This window comes from Streptomyces sp. NPDC005811 (genome assembly GCF_040630405.1).
Taxonomy (GTDB): domain Bacteria; phylum Actinomycetota; class Actinomycetes; order Streptomycetales; family Streptomycetaceae; genus Streptomyces.
This window is the reverse complement of record NZ_JBEXXK010000014.1, coordinates 28,420-47,270: the sequence shown is the minus strand read 5'-3', so window position 1 is coordinate 47,270 and position 18,851 is coordinate 28,420. Positions and strand designations below refer to the sequence as shown.

Annotated in this window: 16 protein-coding genes; 5 read left to right on the top strand and 11 right to left on the bottom strand. The window is 72.8% G+C overall.

The genetic code is table 11. The annotated features are described in order from the left end of the window. Nucleotides 1–37: 37 nt before the first annotated feature. Nucleotides 38–3,718 (bottom strand): family 78 glycoside hydrolase catalytic domain, encoded by a 3,681-nt coding sequence (locus ABZ490_RS16840; protein ID WP_358990049.1) that lies wholly within the window; start codon nt 3,716–3,718, stop codon nt 38–40. A 177-nt stretch (nt 3,719–3,895) separates the two neighbouring features. Here ABZ490_RS16840 and ABZ490_RS16835 point away from each other — a divergent pair, with 177 nt between their 5' ends. Further along, nucleotides 3,896–4,498, top strand: coding sequence for a helix-turn-helix domain-containing protein (locus ABZ490_RS16835; RefSeq protein WP_358990047.1), 603 nt, complete (start codon nt 3,896–3,898; stop codon nt 4,496–4,498). A 311-nt stretch (nt 4,499–4,809) separates the two neighbouring features. On the opposite strand, the gene ABZ490_RS16830 is transcribed toward ABZ490_RS16835, so the two are convergent. From ABZ490_RS16830 to ABZ490_RS16785, 10 genes are all read right to left on the bottom strand, one after another. Then, nucleotides 4,810–6,552: a DHA2 family efflux MFS transporter permease subunit gene (locus ABZ490_RS16830; RefSeq protein WP_358990044.1), complete on the bottom strand. Its 1,743-nt coding sequence runs from the start codon at nt 6,550–6,552 to the stop codon at nt 4,810–4,812. Between the two features lie 88 nt (nt 6,553–6,640). Continuing rightward, nucleotides 6,641–7,591 carry an MBL fold metallo-hydrolase gene (locus tag ABZ490_RS16825; RefSeq protein WP_358990041.1) on the bottom strand — a complete coding sequence of 317 codons (951 nt, stop codon included), beginning with the start codon at nt 7,589–7,591 and terminating at the stop codon, nt 6,641–6,643. Then, on the bottom strand, nt 7,591–8,367 hold the full coding sequence (locus ABZ490_RS16820) for a dienelactone hydrolase family protein (protein WP_358990038.1): 777 nt from the start codon (nt 8,365–8,367) through the stop codon (nt 7,591–7,593). The genes ABZ490_RS16825 and ABZ490_RS16820 overlap by 1 nt, the downstream gene beginning before the upstream one ends. Before the next feature lie 37 nt (nt 8,368–8,404). Beyond that, a complete protein-coding gene (locus ABZ490_RS16815) occupies nt 8,405–9,367 on the bottom strand; it encodes a PDR/VanB family oxidoreductase (RefSeq protein ID WP_358990035.1) in 963 nt (320 codons plus the stop codon). 987 nt (nt 9,368–10,354) lie between these two features. Next, a complete protein-coding gene (locus tag ABZ490_RS16810) occupies nt 10,355–11,026 on the bottom strand; it encodes an SUMF1/EgtB/PvdO family nonheme iron enzyme (protein WP_358990032.1) in 672 nt (223 codons plus the stop codon). A gap of 61 nt (nt 11,027–11,087) precedes the next feature. Beyond that, nucleotides 11,088–11,330, bottom strand: a complete 243-nt coding sequence (locus ABZ490_RS16805) for a PadR family transcriptional regulator (protein ID WP_358990028.1) — start codon at nt 11,328–11,330, stop codon at nt 11,088–11,090. A gap of 52 nt (nt 11,331–11,382) precedes the next feature. Beyond that, nucleotides 11,383–12,057: a hypothetical protein gene (locus tag ABZ490_RS16800; RefSeq protein WP_358990025.1), complete on the bottom strand. Its 675-nt coding sequence runs from the start codon at nt 12,055–12,057 to the stop codon at nt 11,383–11,385. Nucleotides 12,058–12,181: 124 nt separating this feature from the next. Then, nucleotides 12,182–13,027 (bottom strand): rod shape-determining protein, encoded by an 846-nt coding sequence (locus ABZ490_RS16795; protein WP_358990022.1) that lies wholly within the window; start codon nt 13,025–13,027, stop codon nt 12,182–12,184. Continuing rightward, nucleotides 13,024–13,368 carry a TraR/DksA C4-type zinc finger protein gene (locus ABZ490_RS16790; protein WP_358990019.1) on the bottom strand — a complete coding sequence of 115 codons (345 nt, stop codon included), beginning with the start codon at nt 13,366–13,368 and terminating at the stop codon, nt 13,024–13,026. Before ABZ490_RS16790 ends, ABZ490_RS16795 begins: the two co-directional genes overlap by 4 nt. A gap of 112 nt (nt 13,369–13,480) precedes the next feature. Further along, a complete protein-coding gene (locus ABZ490_RS16785; protein WP_358990016.1) occupies nt 13,481–13,810 on the bottom strand; it encodes a TraR/DksA C4-type zinc finger protein in 330 nt (109 codons plus the stop codon). A 374-nt stretch (nt 13,811–14,184) separates the two neighbouring features. Between ABZ490_RS16785 and ABZ490_RS16780 the strand changes: the two genes are divergently transcribed. From ABZ490_RS16780 to secD, 4 genes are all read left to right on the top strand, one after another. Next, on the top strand, nt 14,185–15,228 hold the full coding sequence (locus ABZ490_RS16780) for a HAMP domain-containing sensor histidine kinase (protein WP_358990013.1): 1,044 nt from the start codon (nt 14,185–14,187) through the stop codon (nt 15,226–15,228). A gap of 2 nt (nt 15,229–15,230) precedes the next feature. After that, complete coding sequence (locus ABZ490_RS16775) at nt 15,231–15,926, top strand: response regulator transcription factor (RefSeq protein WP_358990010.1); 696 nt, start codon at nt 15,231–15,233, stop codon at nt 15,924–15,926. Nucleotides 15,927–16,007: 81 nt separating this feature from the next. Next, nucleotides 16,008–16,427: a hypothetical protein gene (locus ABZ490_RS16770; RefSeq protein WP_358990007.1), complete on the top strand. Its 420-nt coding sequence runs from the start codon at nt 16,008–16,010 to the stop codon at nt 16,425–16,427. Nucleotides 16,428–16,501: 74 nt separating this feature from the next. Then, nucleotides 16,502–18,784 carry a protein translocase subunit SecD gene (gene secD / locus ABZ490_RS16765; protein ID WP_358990004.1) on the top strand — a complete coding sequence of 761 codons (2,283 nt, stop codon included), beginning with the start codon at nt 16,502–16,504 and terminating at the stop codon, nt 18,782–18,784. The last annotated feature ends 67 nt before the right edge of the window (nt 18,785–18,851 follow it).

Sequence of the window (18,851 nt, the reverse complement as noted above, 5' to 3'; positions counted from 1 at the left end):
GCCCGCCCCCGTCGGCGCCTCGAAGGGGCGCGGGGGGTCAGTCGGCGTTGAAGCGGTACGAGCCCGCGTACGCCCGGTAGACCTTGTAGGCGGCGCCTCCCGAGGTGTCGTCGCGGACGTGGGTGACCCCCCGGGGCGCGGTGACGGGCCGGTCCCGGGTGGGGACCCAGATCTCGGCCTCGGTGTTGCCGGGGACGGTGACCGCGAGGTCGATCCTGCCGTCCGCGCGGCGCCGCCACCGCGACGACACCGTGCCGCGTACGGTGTCGATCGACGCGCTGACATGGTCGAGGGTCGCGGGTGACAGGTCGGTGTCCGCGGTGTCGTTCGGTACCCGGCTGTTGACGGCGACCGTGGGGACGTACGGGCGGATCCGCAGCGACGCGTAGGCCGTCGAGGTCGGCATGATGCCGGCCAGGCCCTGGTAGAACCAGGTGGCCACGTTGGAGCGGTAGTGGTGGTCGACCGAGAGCCGGTCGGTCCACTGCTCCCACAGCGAGGTCGCGCCCTTGGCGATCTGGTAGACGTAGCCGGGGGTGCCGGTCTGGGTGACGGCCTGGAGCGCGAGGTCCGTGTAGCCGTACCGGCTGAGGATGTTGAACTCGTAGCGCGAGCCGTACATGTCGTTCTGGAGGTGCCGGTCGGCGGCCGTGATGCGGTCGGCGAGCAGCTGCGCCAGGGCCTTCTCGTTCTCGGCGAGGGGCCGGCTGCCGGGCAGGTGGCGGGGGTCGTCGGGGGGCAGGTCCGAGCCGGGGACCAGGTCGAAGGCGAGGGCCAGGGTGTTCTCGCTGGAGATGCTGCCCCGGGTGAAGTGACCCTGGGAGGCGTCCCAGAAGTTGGCGATGAAGGCCCTGCGCAGGGTGCGTGCCAGGCGGGCGTAGTGGGCGGCCCGTCCGGTGCGGCCCAGGAGACGGCCCACCTCGTCCATGTAGTCGCAGAAGTGGATGTAGAAGGCGAGGCTGATGACGGCGTTGCTGCCGGGGGCCTCGGCACCGGAGTAGGCGCCCAGGGAGGCCTCGAACGTGTAGTCGTTCGCGGCGGTGAACAGGGTCTCGTAGGACCGGAGCAGGGTGTCCTGGTGGTCGTACAGCTCCTCGAAGAGGCTGCTGTTGCCGTAGTAGGCGTACAGCTCCCTCGGGATGACGAAGTACGCCGAGTCCCAGGCCGGTACGGCCTTCCACGCGGCGCTCCAGCCGGGGGTGTGGTCGTAGCCGTAGCCGCCCTTGGCGACGGGGACGATCATCGGCAGCTGGCCGGTGGAGATCTGGGTGTCGGGGAAGTGGCGCAGGTAGGTGGTGAGCAGCGCGTTGACGTCCCAGGTGAGGGACTCCGACTCGGAGCTGGCCATGGCGTCCCCGGTCCAGCCGTTCTTCTCCCGGGAGGGGGTGTCGGTGGGCTTCTGGACGAGGTTGTTCCGCTCGGCCCATTCCAGGTTGGCCTGAAGGCGGTTGAGCAGGGCGTTGTCGGTGGTGAAGGTGCCGGTGCGGGCGAAGCCGGAGCGGGCGACACCGACGGTGAGGACGGCCGCGTCCCGCTTCAGGTCGGGGGCCCGGCCGAGGACGGCCTCGAGGTTCATGACCTCCAGGTAGCGGAAGCCGAAGTGGCTGAACTGCTGTTCCCAGGTCTGCGCCGGCCTGCTGCCCAGGGTGTAGTAGTGCGTCTGGAGGTTGGCGTCGTGCTGGAAGTTCTCCTCCTCGACGGAGAGCGGGGAGGCGGCGGTGCCGTCGCCGCCGGTGATGCGGTTGCCGCCGCGGATGCGCAGGGTCAGCCCCGCCCTGTCGGGGCGCACGCCGGTGAGGGAGAGCCGGACCAGTCCGGTGACGATCTGGCCGTAGTCCAGGACCCAGATGCCGGATCCGGGCGCCGTCTCGGTGAGCGCCACCGGGCGCAGCACCTGATTGACCAGCACCGGCTCCGCCTCGTGCGCGCGCACGGCGGCGGCCTTGAAGCCGTCGGGGACGGTCGTGGCGGGCAGCGCTCCGTGGTACTTCGGGGCGGGGCCGGCGCAACTGCCCGGCGGGATCAGCACGGTGGCCGGGCGCCAGTCACGGCCGGGGCGGTGGCCGGCCGAGCGCCACTCCCCCAGCTCCTCGGCGCGGCGGGCGTCGTACTTCTCGCCCGAGTACACCGAGTCGAAGGTCGTGGGTCCGTCCGCGGTGAGCCAGTCGTCGTCGGTGACGAGGGTGGTGGCGGAGCCGTCGGTGTACGTCACGACGAGCTTGGCGCGCAGGCGGGGGGCGCCGCTGTAGGGGGCGAGCTGCCAGTACCACTCCTGCGGGGTCGTCACGCCGTACCAGCCGCGGCCGAGTTCGGCGGCGACGACGTTCTCGCGGCCGGCCCGCAGCAGTGCGGTGACGTCGAAGGTGTCGTAGAGGACCGTACGGTCGTAGGTGCTCTGGTCGGTCAGCAGGCGGGGCACGTTGGTGCGGTCGCGGTCCGCGGGCCCGCCGTCGACGGTGAGCGGGTCGCCGTTGACGGTGAAGGTCACGTTTCCGGCGGCGCTGAGGTACAGCCGGGCCCCGTCGATGCGGCGGCCCCGGGGCAGCGTGAAGGCCCGGCGGAGCACGGGGGCCGGGTTGGCGAGGGGGAGGATCGCGTTCTTGGCCGGGATGTAGGGGTTTCTGGGCGGGAAGGTCAGTCCGGCGAGGGTGCCGATGCCGGCCTCGAAGGGGTTGGCGCCGGTGGTGAGGTCGGCGGAGAAGTCGGGGGCGCCGGTGCCGGTCACCCTGACGGAGCGGATCGTGGCGTCGGTGCCGCCCGCGAAACCGAAGCTGCCGCGACGGCGGATCTGGTCGCCTGTGAGGTTGCGGCTGTCGACCTCGACGCCGTTGACGGTGGTGGTGACGGTCAGTCCCCGGGCCCTGACCTGGACGGTGTGGTCGCGGGTGGCCCAGGTGTCCTTGGTCAGGCCGGCCGAGGCGGGCAGCGCGACCGTGGCGACGGGGACGCTGCGGGTGCCGGCGGTGGTGGGGTTGGTCTCGCTCTGGGGGTCGTAGTGGTTCACGCCCCAGTCGGGCTCGGAGGTGCCGTCGTCGACCCAGGTGTTGCCGGCGTAGTGGCTGGTCCTCATGACCAGCTGCATGTCGTCGCCGGACCGGCGGACGGTCCAGTTCAGGCCCTCGCCCCAGGTCTTGCCGATGGGTTCGGCGCGCAGCAGGAGGGACAGACCGCTGGTGGCGTCCGCGCCGCCGCGGAAGACGACGGTCGCGGTCAGGTCCTCCCAGTCGTGGTCCTGCGGCTGCCGTCCGCCGATCCACCGCGCGTCCGACCAGTCCTTCTCGCCCTTCAGCAGACCGGTCTCCCAGACGGCGGACTCGCTCCAGGGGCCGGGGACGCCCTTCTCGTCCCAGGTCCGCACCTGCCAGTGGTACGCCCGCCGCGACCGCAGCGCCCTGCCGCCGTACGGGACTTCGGTGCTGCCGGAGCCGGTCACCCGGCCGCTGCGCCAGACATCCGCCCGGCCGGGGCCGGTGCCGACCCGGATCTCGTAGGCGGACTGCCGGGCGACCGGGGACACCCAGGTGAAGGCCGGTGCGGTCTCGGTGCCCAGCGGTGCGGTACGGAGGTTGACCCGCAGCCGTGCCGGTGCGGCGGTGGGTGCGCCCGACGCCCGGGCGTCCGTCGCGGCGGAGAGCGGGAGGGCGGCTCCCGCTGCCGCCGCCGTCATGATGCCGAGCAGGTGCCGACGGGTCGGCCCGCTTCTGTAGACCTCGTCCACGGGATGGTTCCTTTCGTGAGCGGAAGGCAGAGAGAACCCAATGAGGCTGAAACGTTTCAATACCTTCCAAGTGGTTAGCTTACGAATCGGCCGGGCGGAGCACAATGGTTCGGTACGGGTTCTGCCGGGCTTGCCGTCCGTGAGCGGGGCCGTTTCGTCGAGGAGGGTGAGCGCAGCGTGGGCGAGGGCAGAGCGCGGGGACCGTACGCCAGGACACCGGCCCGCAGGGCGGAGATCGTCCGGGCGGCGCGCGACAGCTTCGCCGAGCACGGTTACGCCAAGGCATCCCTGCGCGACATCGCGGAGCGCGCCGGCATGACCCACGCGGGGCTCCTGCACCACTTCCGCAACAAGGACGAACTCCTCGCCGAGGTGCTGGCCGAGCGGGACGCGGAGGAGTGGCGGCAGGGGCTGGCCCGGGTCCGGGGTCCCGAACAGCTCGGGCCCTATCTCGGCGAGCTGATCCGCCACCACCAGCAGGCCCCCGAGCTGATGCGCCTGTGGATGGAGCTCGCGGCCGCCGCCTCACGGCCGGACCATCCGGCGCACGCGCACTTCGTGGAGCGCTACGAGCGCAGCCGCGCCCAGTTCGCCGACGGCTTTCCCGACGAGGAGTCCCGCGCCGCGCTCCGCGGGGGCGTCAGTCCGGAGAGCGCCGCGCTCCTGTTCCACGCGGTGCTGAGCGGACTCCAGTTGCAGTGGGTCCTCGACCAGGAGCTGGACATCGTGGGGCCGCTCGGGGATTTCATGCGACTGCTGTTCGAGGGGCGGGCCGGCTAGGTCCTGTCGTTTGGATCAGGTCGGCTGGGCCCACGTGGCGTCTCGGCCGACCCGAGCGGGGTGTGGTGCGTGCGGCTACGAGGCGGGGGTCGGTCGACTGCTGGTCGGTCGACACCCGCTTGTAGACGAGGGTTGGCCATGCCGCTCCCCGTTGTGGCGGTCGTATTCGACCCTTGCTGTCGGTAAACCCTGTCATCATCCGGCATCGGATCATGATGGGACCCGAGCCACCGACAGGCCCCGGAAAGTCCGGGTTCATCGGACGCGTACGGCGCCTGTCGTCATTCGTCGGCACCCTCAGGTGGGCCTGGTCATGGGCCGGGGTCCGGGCCGAGCCCGTGTGTCCGGTCGGCAACCGCGTCCCGGTTGCCTGGCTCGTCGGTGTCGGGGAAGCCGGCGACGGCCGGGCGGGGCGGGCGCCGCAGAGACTCGTAGGTCCGCGCGGTCTCCTTCGGGGTGCGCGGGGTGCGGGGTCTGCGCGCCGGTACCCCGACGGTTGCCGGTATGCCGAGGATCAGCACGGCGATCACCAGGATGAGGGCGTCTGCCGCGGCGCGGGCGAGTCCGGTCTGCATGGCGTGTGAGGCGAGGTCCTGGGCGCGGGGCAGGAGGTCGCCGGGAAGGCCCGGGGGCAGCGGCAGGTGTGTGCCGCCTGTCTGCCCCGTTTCGGCGGCGCCGCGCAGGCCGGCGGCGAAGTCTGTTCTGTAGGGGGCGGGCAGCTGCTGTGCGGCGGTGGCTGTTTCCTGGGTCACGCGGGTCTCGATGCGAGCCTGGACGAGGGCGCCGACGGCCGCGCTGCCGAGGACGGAGCCGAGCTGGCGGGCGGTGAAGAAGACTCCGGAGGCGGTGCTGCGCAGCTCGGCGGGGACGCTTGTCATGGCCACGGTGTTGACGGGGACGAGGACGAGGCCCATCCCCAGTCCGGTCAGCAGCAGGCCGGGCAGCAGCTGCCAGGCGGGGGTGCCGGAGCCGGTGCGCAGCGCGGTCAGGGTGAGGCCGGAGGCCATCGCTGCCAGGCCGGCGGCCAGCAGGATTCTGCCGCTGACGCGGTCGGAGAGACGGCCGGCGAAGGGGGCCATGAGGCCCGAGACGAGTGCCATGGGTGCGGTCAGCAGTCCCGCCCGGGTGGGCGTCAGGGTGAGCGCGGACTGCAGGTGGACGACCAGGGGCAGGAACATGCCGGTCAGGGCGAAGCCGAGGACCGTCGTGACGAGTGTGCCGGTGGAGAAGCCGCGGTCTTTGAACAGGGCCAGCGGTACCAGAGGCTCGGTGCGGGTCCTGCCCTGCGAGAGGACGAAGGCCGCCAGCAGGAGCAGGCCGGCGGTGATGGTCTGGGTCACGGTGACCGGGCCGATCAGTGCTCCCCAGCGGTGGGTGCGGCCGTTCTGGACGGCGAAGACGATCAGGAAGAGTCCGGTACCGGACAGCAGGATGCCGGGCAGGTCGAAGCGGTGGGTGTGGCCGGGGCGCACGTCCGGTATCACGCGCAGGCTCAGGGCGAGGGCCGCGCTGCCGACGAGGACGTTGACGTAGAAGATGCCCTGCCAGCCGAGGCCGTCGACCAGGACACCGCCGAGGAGCGGGCCCGCGACGGTCGCCAGACCGGACACCCCGCCGAGGACGCCCATGGCCCGGCCGCGTTCGCCGCCCGGGTACAGGTGAGTGATCAGGGTGAGGGTCTGCGGGGTGAGCAGTGCCGCGCCCAGGCCCTGGATCGCGCGGGCGGCGATCAGCATCCCGACGCCGGCGGACAGTGCGGAGCCGAGCGAGGCGGCGGTGAACACGGCGAGTCCGGCGACAAGGACGCGTCGGGGCCCGTAGCGGTCGCCGAGGCGGCTGGTGAACAGCATCGGCACGGCGTGGGCGAGGAGGTAGGCGCTGGTCACCCAGACGACGGAGGTGAGGTCGGCCCCGAGGCCGCTGACCATGGCGGGGACCGCCACGGCCACGATGGACACGTCCACGACGATCATGAACAGGCTCAGGGAGAGGGCGGCCAGTGCCGCGCGAGGGCCGGCAGGTGCCCGGGGCGGCGCGGGGAGAGTCTCGGTCATGGGTTCCGCTCGGGCAGGCCGCAGGCCCGGGGCAGGGGCGCGCCCCGGGCCTGCGGAGTGGGTGGGAGTCAGTGAGCGGGTGCGGCGGTCAGTAGCGGACCTTGCCGTAGTCGACTTCCTGTTCGGGATAGGTCTCGGCCCGTCGGCCCAGGGCCCGCATCCGCGCCCGCATCTCCTCGGCGGGCAGGTGGTGGTAGCTGCCGTGGCCGGGCAGCACCCACTCGAAGGTCAGCTCCTGCGCGCCACGCTGCACGGACGCGGCGAGCGTCCTGATCGAGTCGTAGACGACGCTGTCGGCGACCTCCAGGTCCTGCTCGGCGGTCGACCAGAAGAAGGCGTCCCCGGTGAAGCAGAACCTGTCGTCCGCGACGAACAGCGTGCTGCCCTCGGTGTGTCCCGGGAACGGGTGGGCGATCACGCCCGGTCCGATCTCCACCGGGTCCTGGCCGCGGATGACGGAGTCGGCGTCCGGGCGGGAGTGCAGGTCGCCCTCGTGGATCCACAGCCGGGCGCCGAAGGCGTCGGCGTACTTGCGGCCGTGCGCCACGTGGTCGAGGTGGGTGAGCAGCACGTCGGTGATCGTGCCGACCTTCTGCTCGTAGCGACGGGCGAGCGCGGGCCGCCAGCGCGGGGTGTCGATCATCATGGCTGTGCCGTCGGGGCGGCGCAGGAGGTAGGAGGTCGCGCCGTAGGTCTGCGGGGAGGCGTGCCCGCACAGCAGCACGATGCCGTCCTCGTCCAGAGGCAGCGGGTACGGGTCGGAGTCGGGCGCCCATTCACCGGCGGGCGGGTGCACGGAGCGGGTGGGGCAGGCGTGCGCGGCCCGGTACATCTGCCGTACCTCCTCCTCCGTCTCCGGCTGGCGCACGACCTTGGAGACGCCGCCGTAGGTGCCGCCGGGGGCGTAGGCGATCAGGCCGGGGGCGTACTGGCGGGCGATGTTGCAGTTCAGGCAGCGGTCGTCGACGTGCCAGCCCTTCCCCGCCCCGGTCGCCTCGGCGGTCTGCTCAGGGCCCTGCTGGGTTTCGGCGGTGCTCATCACTCTGCTTTCTCGTGGGGGGTGTTCGTACGGGTAGGAGTCGTGAGGTGGGTGTGGAAGAAGGATTCGATGCGCTGCCAGGCGTCGGCGGCGGATGCGGGGTGCGGTCCCATGCCGGTGACGCGCATCAGCGGGCGCAGGGCCCGGGGGCCGACTTCGGCATCGTTGAGGAAGGAGTGGCCGGCGTCCGGGTACTCCTTGACGTCGTGGACGACGCCGAGCCGGTCCAGCGCCGTGGCGAGCCGGGTGGCGGAACCCTGCAGCATGCGGTCGCGGCCGCCGTAGCTGCCCACGACGGGGCAGGCGCCGGCCAGAACGGCGTTCAGGTCCTTGGGGAGCAGGCCGTAGTTGGCGGAGGCCGCGTCGAACATGCCGCGGCCGGCGGTCATCAGGGCGAACGAGCCGCCCATGCAGAAGCCGATGACGCCTACCGCTCCGGTGCAGTCGGGGTGCCCGGCGAGGTGCCGGCGGGCCGCTGCGATGTCCTGGTAGGCGCGCCCCTTCCCCGACATCGCGGCCCGCATGGTGGCCACCAGACAGCGGCGCGCGCCGCCCTGGGTGAACAGGTCCGGCATGAGGGCGAGGTACCCGGCCCCGGCGAGCCGCCGGGTCTGACGCAGCATCACCTCGTCCACGCCGAGGGCCTCGTGGACGACCACCACGCCCGGCCAGGGCCCCTCGCCGGCCGGGCGGGCGAGATGCCCGGCCAGCCGCCGGGAACCGCCGGTGGGGCCGCTCAGCGGGCTGAGGTCGATGGTTTCTTCGGCAACGCTCACCGTTGTCCTCCAGGGCGCGCACAGCGGGACGGCCGGGTCACAGCTCGAGGACCAGTCGTGGGGTGCGGGCGCCGGAGACGCAGATCATCATGGTCTCGCCCGAGGCCCGCTCCTCCTCGCCGAGCACGAGGTCGCGGTGGTCGGGCACGCCTTCCAGGACCTCGGTCTCGCAGGTGCCGCAGATGCCCTCGGAGCACGAGGACAGGGCGTCGACGCCGGCCGCCCGCACGGCCTCCAGCACGCTTGCCCCCGGCGGCACCTGGACGGTGACGCCGGACTGCGAGCAGACCACCTCGAAGGGGCCGTCCTCACAGACCCGTTCCTGCTCCGGCGCCCGGAACCGCTCGACCCGCAGTACTCCGGCGGGCCAGCTCCGGCACCGCTGTTCCACCGCGGCCAGCAGCGGTTCGGGGCCGCAGCAGTACACCAGGGTCTCCTCGCCGGGCCCGCCGAGGAAGGCATCGAGATCCAGCAGGCCGTACTGGTCCTGCGGGTGTACCGCCACCGCGTCGCCGTACGCGGCGAGTTCACCGAGGAAGGCCATCGAGGAACGGGACCGACCGCCGTACAGCAGCCGCCAGTCCGCACCCGCGGCCTGTGCGGCGGCCGCCATCGGCAGGATCGGTGTGATGCCGATGCCGCCGGCCACGAAGAGATAGCGCCGGGCCGGCCTGAAGTCGAAGTGGTTGCGCGGGCCCCGCACCCGCACGCGGCAGCCGGCGTGCAGCTTGTCGTGGACGTAGGCCGATCCGCCGCGGCTGTCCGCGGTCCGCAGGACGCCGATACGCCACGCGGTGCGGTCGCCGGGGTCACCGCACAGCGAGTAGGTGCGCACGAGCCCGCCGTCGAGCAGCAGGTCGATGTGCGCGCCGGGATGCCACGCGGGCAGCAGACTGCCTTCGGGACGGCGCAACGTCAGTGTCACGACGTCCTGGGCGGCTTCGGTCCGTTCCGCGACGACGAGTGAAGTCTCGTATTCACGAAGGGGGAGGTTGCTCAAGCTCTGTTCCCGCTTTCACAGGCGACGGAGCGTCATCCACGCCGTCGGCTGTTCCGGGGCGCAGGTGACGCTGAACTGGTCAGGTCAGGAGCGCGCACGACGGAAGGCAAGGCAACGGACGGCGTTTCCGTGGTGAACCCTAGCGGATACACAGACCAGTGGTTTACCGATTCGTTACCTCGGGAGGAGAGGTGACGGCACTTTCAGGACAGTCACAGGCCGGGCGAAAAGGGACACCGGACGTACCGCCCGGGGATACGGCAAGACGCTCCGGCACCGGCCGCCCAGAGTGCACGTGCACAGGCAACGGTGCGAAGAAGTGCCCCCCTGAAACCGGTCGGCGCCTCGACCTCGGGCACTCGGGCCATGGCCCGGCGCCTGACCGGCGAGACCCCGTCGCACCGACGGCCGGACGGACATCCCGGTACGTCTTTCGGCACACATGACACGAGCCGATTTCATGAATCTGTCTTCCAGTGTGCTCGCCGCGGCCACGCCGGAGGAGAAGGTGCTCGGTGTGCTCACGGTGAAACTGGAGGTCGCCATCCGGCTGTGGAGCGACAGCCCCCTGCACGCCCATGCCGGGTTCGCTCTCGCACATCCCGCTCGACGCGCACAGGCCCTTCCCGCGGGCCTGGCGGTCCTCGGCGGGGAGGCCGGCACGGTAGCTCAGGAGCAGGCCCGGGGCAGCCACGCGTCCGGGGCACGCCATGCAGGACGCCGACGCGATCCACGCATGCCCCGGCAAGGTCGAGGTTGACCTCCCCGTACTCCGGTTCGCCGAGGATGTCCTGGAGCATCAGGGGTGTTCACGAAGACCAGGGCGGACCGAAGGATGCGCAAGCACAGGACGAACATCTCCTGCTCGTCGCGCCGGTTTGGAGGCGATCTCGCCGCCCTTGCCGACGCTCGACGAGCCGTGGGGTGTCGTAGCGGTGGGAGAAGCCGCCGACGACGTCCTCGGCACCGTCCCCCTCGCACGGTTCGTCATACGAGGGAGCGCGCGAGGCGGAACCCCACGTCGTCGACCCGGAAGGCCGGGTGGCTGCGACGGCGCGCCGAGGCCCGGCAGCTCCAGTGCTCGTCGAACCAGCCGCCGCCGCGGAGCACCCGGTAGGTGCCGTAGACCTCGGCGTCGTAGACGTCCCAGCACCAGTCCCAGACGTTGCCGATCATGTCGTGCAGACCCCAGGGGTTGGGACGTCTGCCGCCGACGGCGTGGAGGCGCTCCTGCGAGTTGCCGCGGTACCAGGCGATCTCGTCGGGCGGCGCGTACCGCGGCCCGGTCGTACCGGCACGGCAGGCGTGCTCCCACTCGGCTTCGGTCGGCAGCCGGTACCCGTCGGCGGACGCGTCCCACTCGACGCTCTCACCGTCCTCGTCGAAGTGGTAGGCGGGCGTGAGCCCTTCGCGAAGGGACAGGGTGGTACAGAACCGCGCCGCGTCCCACCAGGACACGGACTCGACGGGCAGGTGGTCCCCCTGGGCGGCACTCGGTCTGCGGCCCGTGACCTGCGCGTACAACGCCTGGGTGACCGGGAGGGCGGCGAGCCGGTAGGACGCGAGCCCGACCGACCAGCTGCGCTGCGTCCGCCGGTCCGACAGGGTCACCCGCCCCGGCGGGATGGTGATCATCTCGTTCGCTGCTGTCACGTCCATGATCATGACATCCTGACGAGGCCCGCCGGTGCGAGACGGTGACTCCGGACGGCCGGGCGCGTCAACCGATGGGACGGGCGACCCACTCGGGCAGGGCCGCTCCGCGGGACCGGTAGGCGCGCACGAGGGCGGCCCGGGCCTGCTCGGCCCCGTCCGGGGTGATCCGGTAGAGGCGGCGGCGCGGACGGCCCGTGTCCTCGTGAACGGCGGGGTCTTCCCAGCCACTGTCCACCCGGCCGACGTGCTCCAGCCGGGCGAGGAGGGGATAGATCGTGCCCGACGGAAGCCCCGTCAGCCGGCACACCCTTCATCGAGCGGCCCGTGTCCGTGCCGCCGGTCAGTGGGCTCCCTGCGAGTCAGGGGGCTCCATGCGAGATGGTCCAGCGTGGTGCCGTCTCGGTCCATTCCGTCTCCCAGTCGGCGAGGTCGCGGCGGAGCAGAAGGCGCAGGGTGACGCCGTGGACGGCAGCCCCGGCGACGGCGACGGCCAGGAAGGCGATCATGGCCCAGCCCATAGTGCGGCTGCGGATCTCGGCGGTGGTCATGGGCGGTTCGGTGACCGTTCCGTCGAGGTCGGCCCAGACATCGACGGTGCTGCCCGCGGTCAGCCCCGGCGGCACGTCGGTCCTCGCGGTCACGGTGCGGCCGTGCCGGTCGGTGACGTGGACCGTGACCGGGTAGCGGGCCTTCTCGGCCTCCGCCGAACCGGGTTCCGGATGGCGCGGGGTGTCGTGGACGAGCACGGCGGTGGTGGGGTGGCGGGTCTGTCGCTGGTGCTCGGCGGTCGCGCGGTAGTGCCGGTAGGCGGCGTCGCCGACGGTGAACGTGGCGGCCAGGCCCAGCAGGGGAACGAGGAGCAGCAGGGCGACGGTGATCCGGTCCCGGAGACGGTCGGTGCGTCGGCGCAGGAGGTTGTGGCGGCGACGCCACAGCGACAGGGGATGCGTCGGCTTGTACCAGGTGCCGGAGGACTGGGGCGGGGAGGGAAGGTGAGGGGGAGGAGGCTGCGCGGGGGGTATCTCGCCGGACACGGTGGTTCTCCCTTCGGGGGCGAGCGGGCGGTGTCGGAGCGGGGGGCGCGAACAGGGGTGCGCGAACAGGGGTGCCCCACGGCCGGTGGAGCGGCACCGGCCGTGGGGCGGGAGGGGACGGGGTTCAGCGGGGCCGCGGGGCGGGCCCGGGTGGTGCGGTGCCCCGGGTCGACGGGTGGGTGTGCGCGGCGCGCAGGATCTTGGCGGCGCCGCGGAGGGCGGCGGTGTGCGGTGCGGGGACGGCCCGCACGGGTGCGTGCAGGACGGCGCCGAGGCGCGCGACGAGGTCGGGGCGCAGGGCACCGCCGCCCGCCAGGAGGGCACCCCGGCCGAGGGCGTCGGCCGTGCGGGCGGTGCGGTCCTGCCGGAGCATCGAGGTGATCATGGAGGTGACGGCCTCGCAGAGGTCCGCCGGTGCCTCGGCGCCGGTGAGGTCGGTGGTGAGGTCGGTGGTGCCCCACGCGGTGCGGCGGGCGTCGAAGACCGTGCCGTCGACGAGGAGGACCACTTCGGTGAGATGGGCGCCGATGTCGACCACGAGCTGCGGACGGCTGAGGTCGGCGTCCGCGGCCAGGGCGACGGCGCGGGCGGTGGGGACGGTCAGCACCGCCCGCGGCCGCAGCACCTGGACGGCCGTACGGGCCCGGTCCCGGTACGTGGGGCCGTCCAGGACCGGCGTGGTGACCACCACCAGCGGGCGCGGGTGCCGGGGCAGACGGTGGCCGAGCAGCCGGTCGAGCATCCGGGCCGTCCCGGGGACGTCGATGATGGCGCCGCGCTGGATCGGGTGCAGCGCCCCGGCACCCGGGAAGGTGACCGTGGGCACGTCGAGGATCGTGGGGCGGCCGGCGATCCAGGCGCGGGTCCGGTCGCTGCCCATGTCGAGGGCGAGGCCGCTGCACTGCCGGCACAGCGGCCAGGGCCGGTGTCCGGCGCGGGAGCCGGTGCGGGGGCGGCGGACGGCGGTCATCCTCCGGCCTCCCGCACCTGCTGGCAGCGCGCGCAGTAGCGGGCCTGCGGCACGATCATCAGGCGTTCACGGTCGACGGCCCGCCGGCACAGATGGCAGGTGCCGTAACGGCCCTCGGTGATGCGCCGCAGCGCCGCCTCGACGTCGTTGAGGACCATGCGCGCCGACGCGGCGAGTTTGACCTGTACCTCGGTCTGCGCGGCGGAGCGGGGCGCTGCCGCGATCTGCCGCAGCTGTTCCCGGCGGAACAGGAGCTGTTCGTGCAGGTTCTCCTGCAGCGCGGCGAGGTCCTCGGGCGACAGGTGTGCGGCGCGGTCGCCGACGGTCTGGTGGTTCACCACTCACTTCACCCCTTGTGTGCAGGACGGAAGACGACGGACGAAGGAAGACAACGGAGGAAGACAGAGGACGGGAGACGTCGGGGCGGGAGACGGGGGGCGGGGCTGTGGCGGTTCAGGCGGCGGCGCGGCGCTGGCAGGCGACGCAGTGCCGGGTGTACGGGAGGATCTCCAGGCGTTCGGCGGGAACGGGCTTTGAGCATCCCTGGCAGGTGCCGTAGGAGCCGTCGTCGATGCGGGCGAACGCCGCGTCGATCTCCTTGAGGACCTGCTGGATCGCCTCCGCCTGGGCGGACATCACGTGGTCCTTGGCGATCCGGTCGGCCTCGTCGAGGGCCCGCAGCTGGGCCACCCGGCTGCTGCGCGCGTGTTCGAGACGCCGACGGGCGTCCTGCGCGGCGGGCGAGAGCGGGCGGGAATCGGTCCGGGAGGTGTCGAGCGGCACGACGGTTCCTTTCTCGGGCGCGACGGGCGCGGCTGTGGCCGACCGGTGCGCCGGGCCCGCGGTCCTGACGACGTGGGGCACCGGCCGCACCGGACGGCTCGGTCGGGTTCGACTCTGCTCGGTTCCGCGCCGGAAACCCATCGGGCGCGGACCCCATTCGTCCGGTACGGCGGTACCCACACGCCGAGCGCGCGCGGGGCGGCGGATGAGTGGTGATCGACTCGGGAAATGGGTGTTGGGCCCCATCGACCGCGACCACCGGGGCGGAGGAGGCTGGAGAAGGATCGGTCCCGTCCGTGTCCTGCGGCCCGCGCCCGTGTGCGGGTCGCGCGGAGGGCCGGTCGGGGCCGGGTCCCTGAAGGAGGAGCTTTCCCGTGTCGCTGTTCTGGCGGATCTTCGGGCTCAACGCCCTGGTGCTGGGCGCCGCCACCGCGCTGCTGCTGTGGGCGCCGGTGACCGTCTCGGTGCCGGTGCTGCTGACCGAGGCGGTCATCCTGGTCGGCGGTCTGGCCGTCATGCTGGTCGCCACCGGCACCCTGCTGCGGTGGGGCCTGGCCCCGCTGGGACGGCTGACCCGGCTGATGACCACCGTCGACCTGCTGCGGCCGGGGCAGCGGCTGCCCGTTCCCGGCGCCGGGGGTGGCGGTGAGGTGTCCGAACTGATCTTGACCTTCAACGCCATGCTCGACCGGCTGGAGCACGAACGCGCCACCTCCAGCGCCCGGGCGCTGCTGGCCCAGGAGGCGGAGCGGCGTCGTATCGCCCAGGAGCTGCACGACGAGGTCGGGCAGAGCATGACGGCGATCCTGCTGGTGCTCAAGCGGGCCGCGGACGACGCTCCGGGGCCGCTGCGCGAGGACCTCAGGCAGGCCCAGGAGATCACCCGGGAGAGCCTGGACGAGGTCCGGCGCCTGGTGCGCCGACTGCGGCCCGGGGTCCTGGAGGACCTGGGTCTGGTCAGCGCCCTGACCTCGCTCACCCAGGACTTCGCGACCCACACGGGCCTGCATGTCGTACGCCGTTTCGACGCCGATCTGCCCGCGCTGGGCGAGGAGGGCGAGCTGGTGCTGTACCGGGTGGCTCAGGAGAGCCTGACCAACGCGGCCCGCCACGCGGACGCGCAGCGGGTGGAGGTGAGCCTGCGCCGGGCCGGCGGGGCGGTGGTGCTGGAGATCGCCGACGACGGCCGCGGCATCGAGGCCGCCTGCGAGGGCGCCGGGATCCGCGGGATGCGGGAACGCGCCCTGCTCGCCGGGGCCACCCTGGACATCACCCCCTCGACACCCGCCACCGCCGACGCCATCGCCATCGCCATCGGCGGTGCCCCTGGATTCGGCACCGGCATTGCGACCGGCACCGGCACCGGCACCGGCACCCGGATCCGTCTGATCACCCCCGTCCCCAGGAAGCAGCTCTGACCATGTCCGACGACATCCCTCCCGAACGCGCCACGGCTTCGGCGGCGTCGAAGCCGATCCGGATCCTGCTCGCCGACGACCACGCCCTCGTACGGCGCGGTGTACGCCTGATCCTCGACCGCGAGCCCGACCTGCGGGTCGTCGCGGAGGCCGGGGACGGGGCCGAGGCCATCGAGCAGGCCCGGAGCGCGGAGGTCGACCTGGCCGTCCTCGACATCGCGATGCCGCGGCTGACCGGACTCCAGGCCACCCGCGAACTGGCGGCGCTCAAGCCGGGCCTGCGAATCCTGATGCTGACCATGCACGACAACGAGCAGTACCTGTTCCAGGCGCTCAAGGCCGGGGCCTGCGGCTATGTGCTGAAGTCGGTGGCCGACCGCGACCTGGTCGCCGCCTGCCGGTCCGCGATGCGCAACGAGCCGTTCCTCTACCCCGGCGCGGTCACCGCCCTGATCCGCAATTATCTGGACCGTGTCCGGCACGGCGAGGAGAACGCCGATCATCTGCTCACGCCGCGCGAGGAGGAGGTCCTCAAGCTGGTCGCCGAGGGGCACTCCTCCAAGGAGATCGCCGAGATGCTGTTCATCAGCGTCAAGACCGTGCACCGCCACCGGGCCAACCTCCTGCACAAACTCGGCCTGCACGACCGGCTGGAGCTGACCCGCTACGCGATCCGCGCCGGTCTCATCGAGGCCTGACGGCCTGGCCGGTCATCGGCCTCTCCGCATCACCAAGAAATCCGAACGTCAAGCATCCGAACGTCGAGAAAGGGACGGTGCATGCGCCCGGCATCCCGCGCCGTCCCGACCGCCGCCGGTCACCGGCTCGCCGCGGCGCTCACCGCGTTCACCACGCTCCTCGCCGTCCTGCTGGCGATGGTCCCGGCCGCCACCGCAGCCGCATCCACACCCGCGCCCCGGCCGAACTCCGCCGTCGCGGGCGTCTCGTGGCAGGCGGACGGCGGTCCGCGCGCGGACGATCCGTGCGCCGGCCCGAACGCGGCTCAGGCCAGGTCCCCGTACGGCCATCTCGGCGAGCGCCCGCACCCGCCGGACCACCGCGCCGACGTGCCCCGCCGGGTCACCGCCGCCCCGGCCGCCGGCACGGGCCCGTCCGCGCTGCCCGCGTGCACCCCCGTCTTCCACGACCGGTCCGCGTACGACCACGGCCGGGCCCCTCCCCCGCCCCCAGGCATCTGAGACAACTCATCCCCCTCTCTCTCCCGTCGCGGCCGCCACCATTGCCGCCGCCGCGGCATGCCTGCCGGAGGCCCGTGTTGCAACGCCGGAAGAACCGGAACCACCGCAAGAAGTCCTCGCGCACCCGTGCGCTGCTCGCCCTCGCCGTGATCGTCGGATCGCTGGCCATCGCCCTCACCACGCCGGTCCGCCTCGGGCTCGACCTGCGCGGTGGCACCCAGATCCTGCTGGAGACCCGCTCCACCGACACCGTCGACGCCGGCCCCGACGCCACCGACCGCACCGTCGAGGTACTGCGCGGCCGGATCGACGCGCTGGGCGTCGCCGAACCGACCCTCGTCCGCTCCGGCGACCACCGCATCCTCGTCGAACTGCCCGGTCTCCAGGACCCGGAGACGGCCGCCGCCGTCCTGGGCCGCACCGCGCAGCTCACCGTCCACCCCGTCCTCGGCCCCGCCGACACCCTGACACCGTCGGCCGACCCCTCCGATCCCGCTGATCCCGCTGATCCCGCCAAGGAGCGCATCCTGACGGACGCGGCCGGACAACCCCTGCGGCTGAAGGCGGCCGCCGCCCTGACCGGGCAGGACGTCGAAGGCGCCGCCGCCCGCTTCGACCAGCAGAGCGGGACCGGTTGGCACGTCACCGTGGACTTCACCGACAGCGGCCGTACCCGGTGGGCGCAGGTCACGGCGGAGGCCGCGTGCCATCCGGCCGGCGACCCGCAGCGCCGGGTGGCCATCGTGCTCGACGGCAAGATCGTCTCCTCCCCGCAGGTCGACCCGTCCGTGGCCTGCGGTGCGGGCATCCCGGGCGGCACCACGCAGATCACCGGCTCCTTCGACGACGCCGAGGCCCGCGAGCTGGCCCTGCTCATCTCCGGTGGCGCTCTCCCCGTACCGGTCGAGACGGTCGAGCAGCGCACCGTCGGCGCCACCCTCGGTGACGCGGCCATCGCCGCGGCGGCCCGGGCCGCGGTGATCGGAACCGCGCTGACCGCGCTGTTCATCATCGTCGTCTACCGGCTCATGGGCCTGCTCGCGACCGTGGCGCTGGCCTGCTACGGCCTCATCTCGTACGCCGCCCTGGCCGCCGTCGGCGCCACCCTGACGCTGCCCGGTCTCGCCGGGTTCGTGCTGGCCATCGGCATGGCCGTGGACGCCAACGTCCTCGTCTTCGAACGGGCCCGCGAGGAGCACGCCGCCCGGAACCGGCCCAGCCCTCGCTCGGCGCTGACGGCCGGGTTCCGGGGCGCGCTGGGCGCGATCGCCGACTCCAACATCACCACGCTGATCGCCGCCGGACTCCTGTTCGTCCTCGCCTCCGGGCCGGTGCGCGGCTTCGGCATCACCCTCGGCATCGGCGTCCTGGCCTCCATGGTCAGCGCCCTGGTCGTCACCCGGGTGCTCGCCGAGTACGCGCTCGACCGTCCCGCGGTCTTCCGCCGGCCGCGTCTCACCGGCATCGCGGACCCCGGGCGCGTCCGGGACCGGCTGCTGCGCCGCGACCCGTTCCTGATGCGCCGTCCGCGCCGCTGGCTGGCCGGCTCGGCCGTGCTCCTCGCCGTCGCCGCCTCGGGCATCCTGGTGCGCGGTCTCGACTTCGGCATCGACTTCACGGGAGGCCGGCTGATCGAGTACTCCACGACCGCTCCCGTCGACCCCGACCGGGCCCGTGCGGCCCTCGACCGGGCCGGCTTCCCGCACGCGATCGTGCAGTCCTCCGGCGACGGTTCCCTCACGGTGCGCGCGGAGGAGCTGACCGATGCCCAGGAGGCCACGGTGACCGACACGGTGAGCGGTCTCGGCGGGGGGACGGAGAAGGTCCGCGACGAGCTGATCGGCCCGAGCCTGGGCGAGGAACTGCGCCGCAACGCCCTCGTCGCGCTCGGCCTCGCCCTGGGTGCCCAGTTGCTCTATCTGGCGGTGCGCTTCCGGTGGAGGTTCGCCACCGCGGCGGTCGGTGCGCTGGTCCACGACGTGGTGATCCTCGTCGGTGTCTTCGCCTGGCTGGGCAAGCCGATCGACGGCCTCTTCCTGGCCGCGCTGCTGACCGTCATCGGGTACTCGGTCAACGACACCGTCGTCCTGTTCGACCGCATCCGCGAACTCCTCGCCCGGGGCCGCGCGATGCCGCTGCCGCGGTTGACGAACCGGGCGATCCTGCAGACGCTCCCCCGCACCGTCAACACGGGCACGGGCGCGGCTCTCGTCCTCGTCGCCCTGGCCGTCCTGGCGGACGGCACCCTCACCGACTTCGCCCTCGCCCTGCTCGTCGGCCTGGCGGTCGGGACCTACTCCTCCGTCTTCACCGCGGCTCCCCTCACCGTCCTCGGGTCCGCGAGGAGGACGCAATGACCGTCGCACAAGGTGCCCGCAGGAGGAGGCCGGCGCCCGGGAGCGTCTGCCTCCAGGGGCCCGCCCG

Coding starts and splice junctions, on each gene's coding strand:
- ABZ490_RS16810 (WP_358990032.1), bottom strand. CDS start 11,026: ATGGACGTGACAGCAGCGAACGAGATGATCACCATCCCGCCGGGGCGG.
- ABZ490_RS16825 (WP_358990041.1), bottom strand. CDS start 7,591: ATGAGCACCGCCGAAACCCAGCAGGGCCCTGAGCAGACCGCCGAGGCG.
- ABZ490_RS16775 (WP_358990010.1), top strand. CDS start 15,231: ATGTCCGACGACATCCCTCCCGAACGCGCCACGGCTTCGGCGGCGTCG.
- ABZ490_RS16770 (WP_358990007.1), top strand. CDS start 16,008: ATGCGCCCGGCATCCCGCGCCGTCCCGACCGCCGCCGGTCACCGGCTC.
- ABZ490_RS16795 (WP_358990022.1), bottom strand. CDS start 13,027: ATGACCGCCGTCCGCCGCCCCCGCACCGGCTCCCGCGCCGGACACCGG.
- ABZ490_RS16830 (WP_358990044.1), bottom strand. CDS start 6,552: ATGACCGAGACTCTCCCCGCGCCGCCCCGGGCACCTGCCGGCCCTCGC.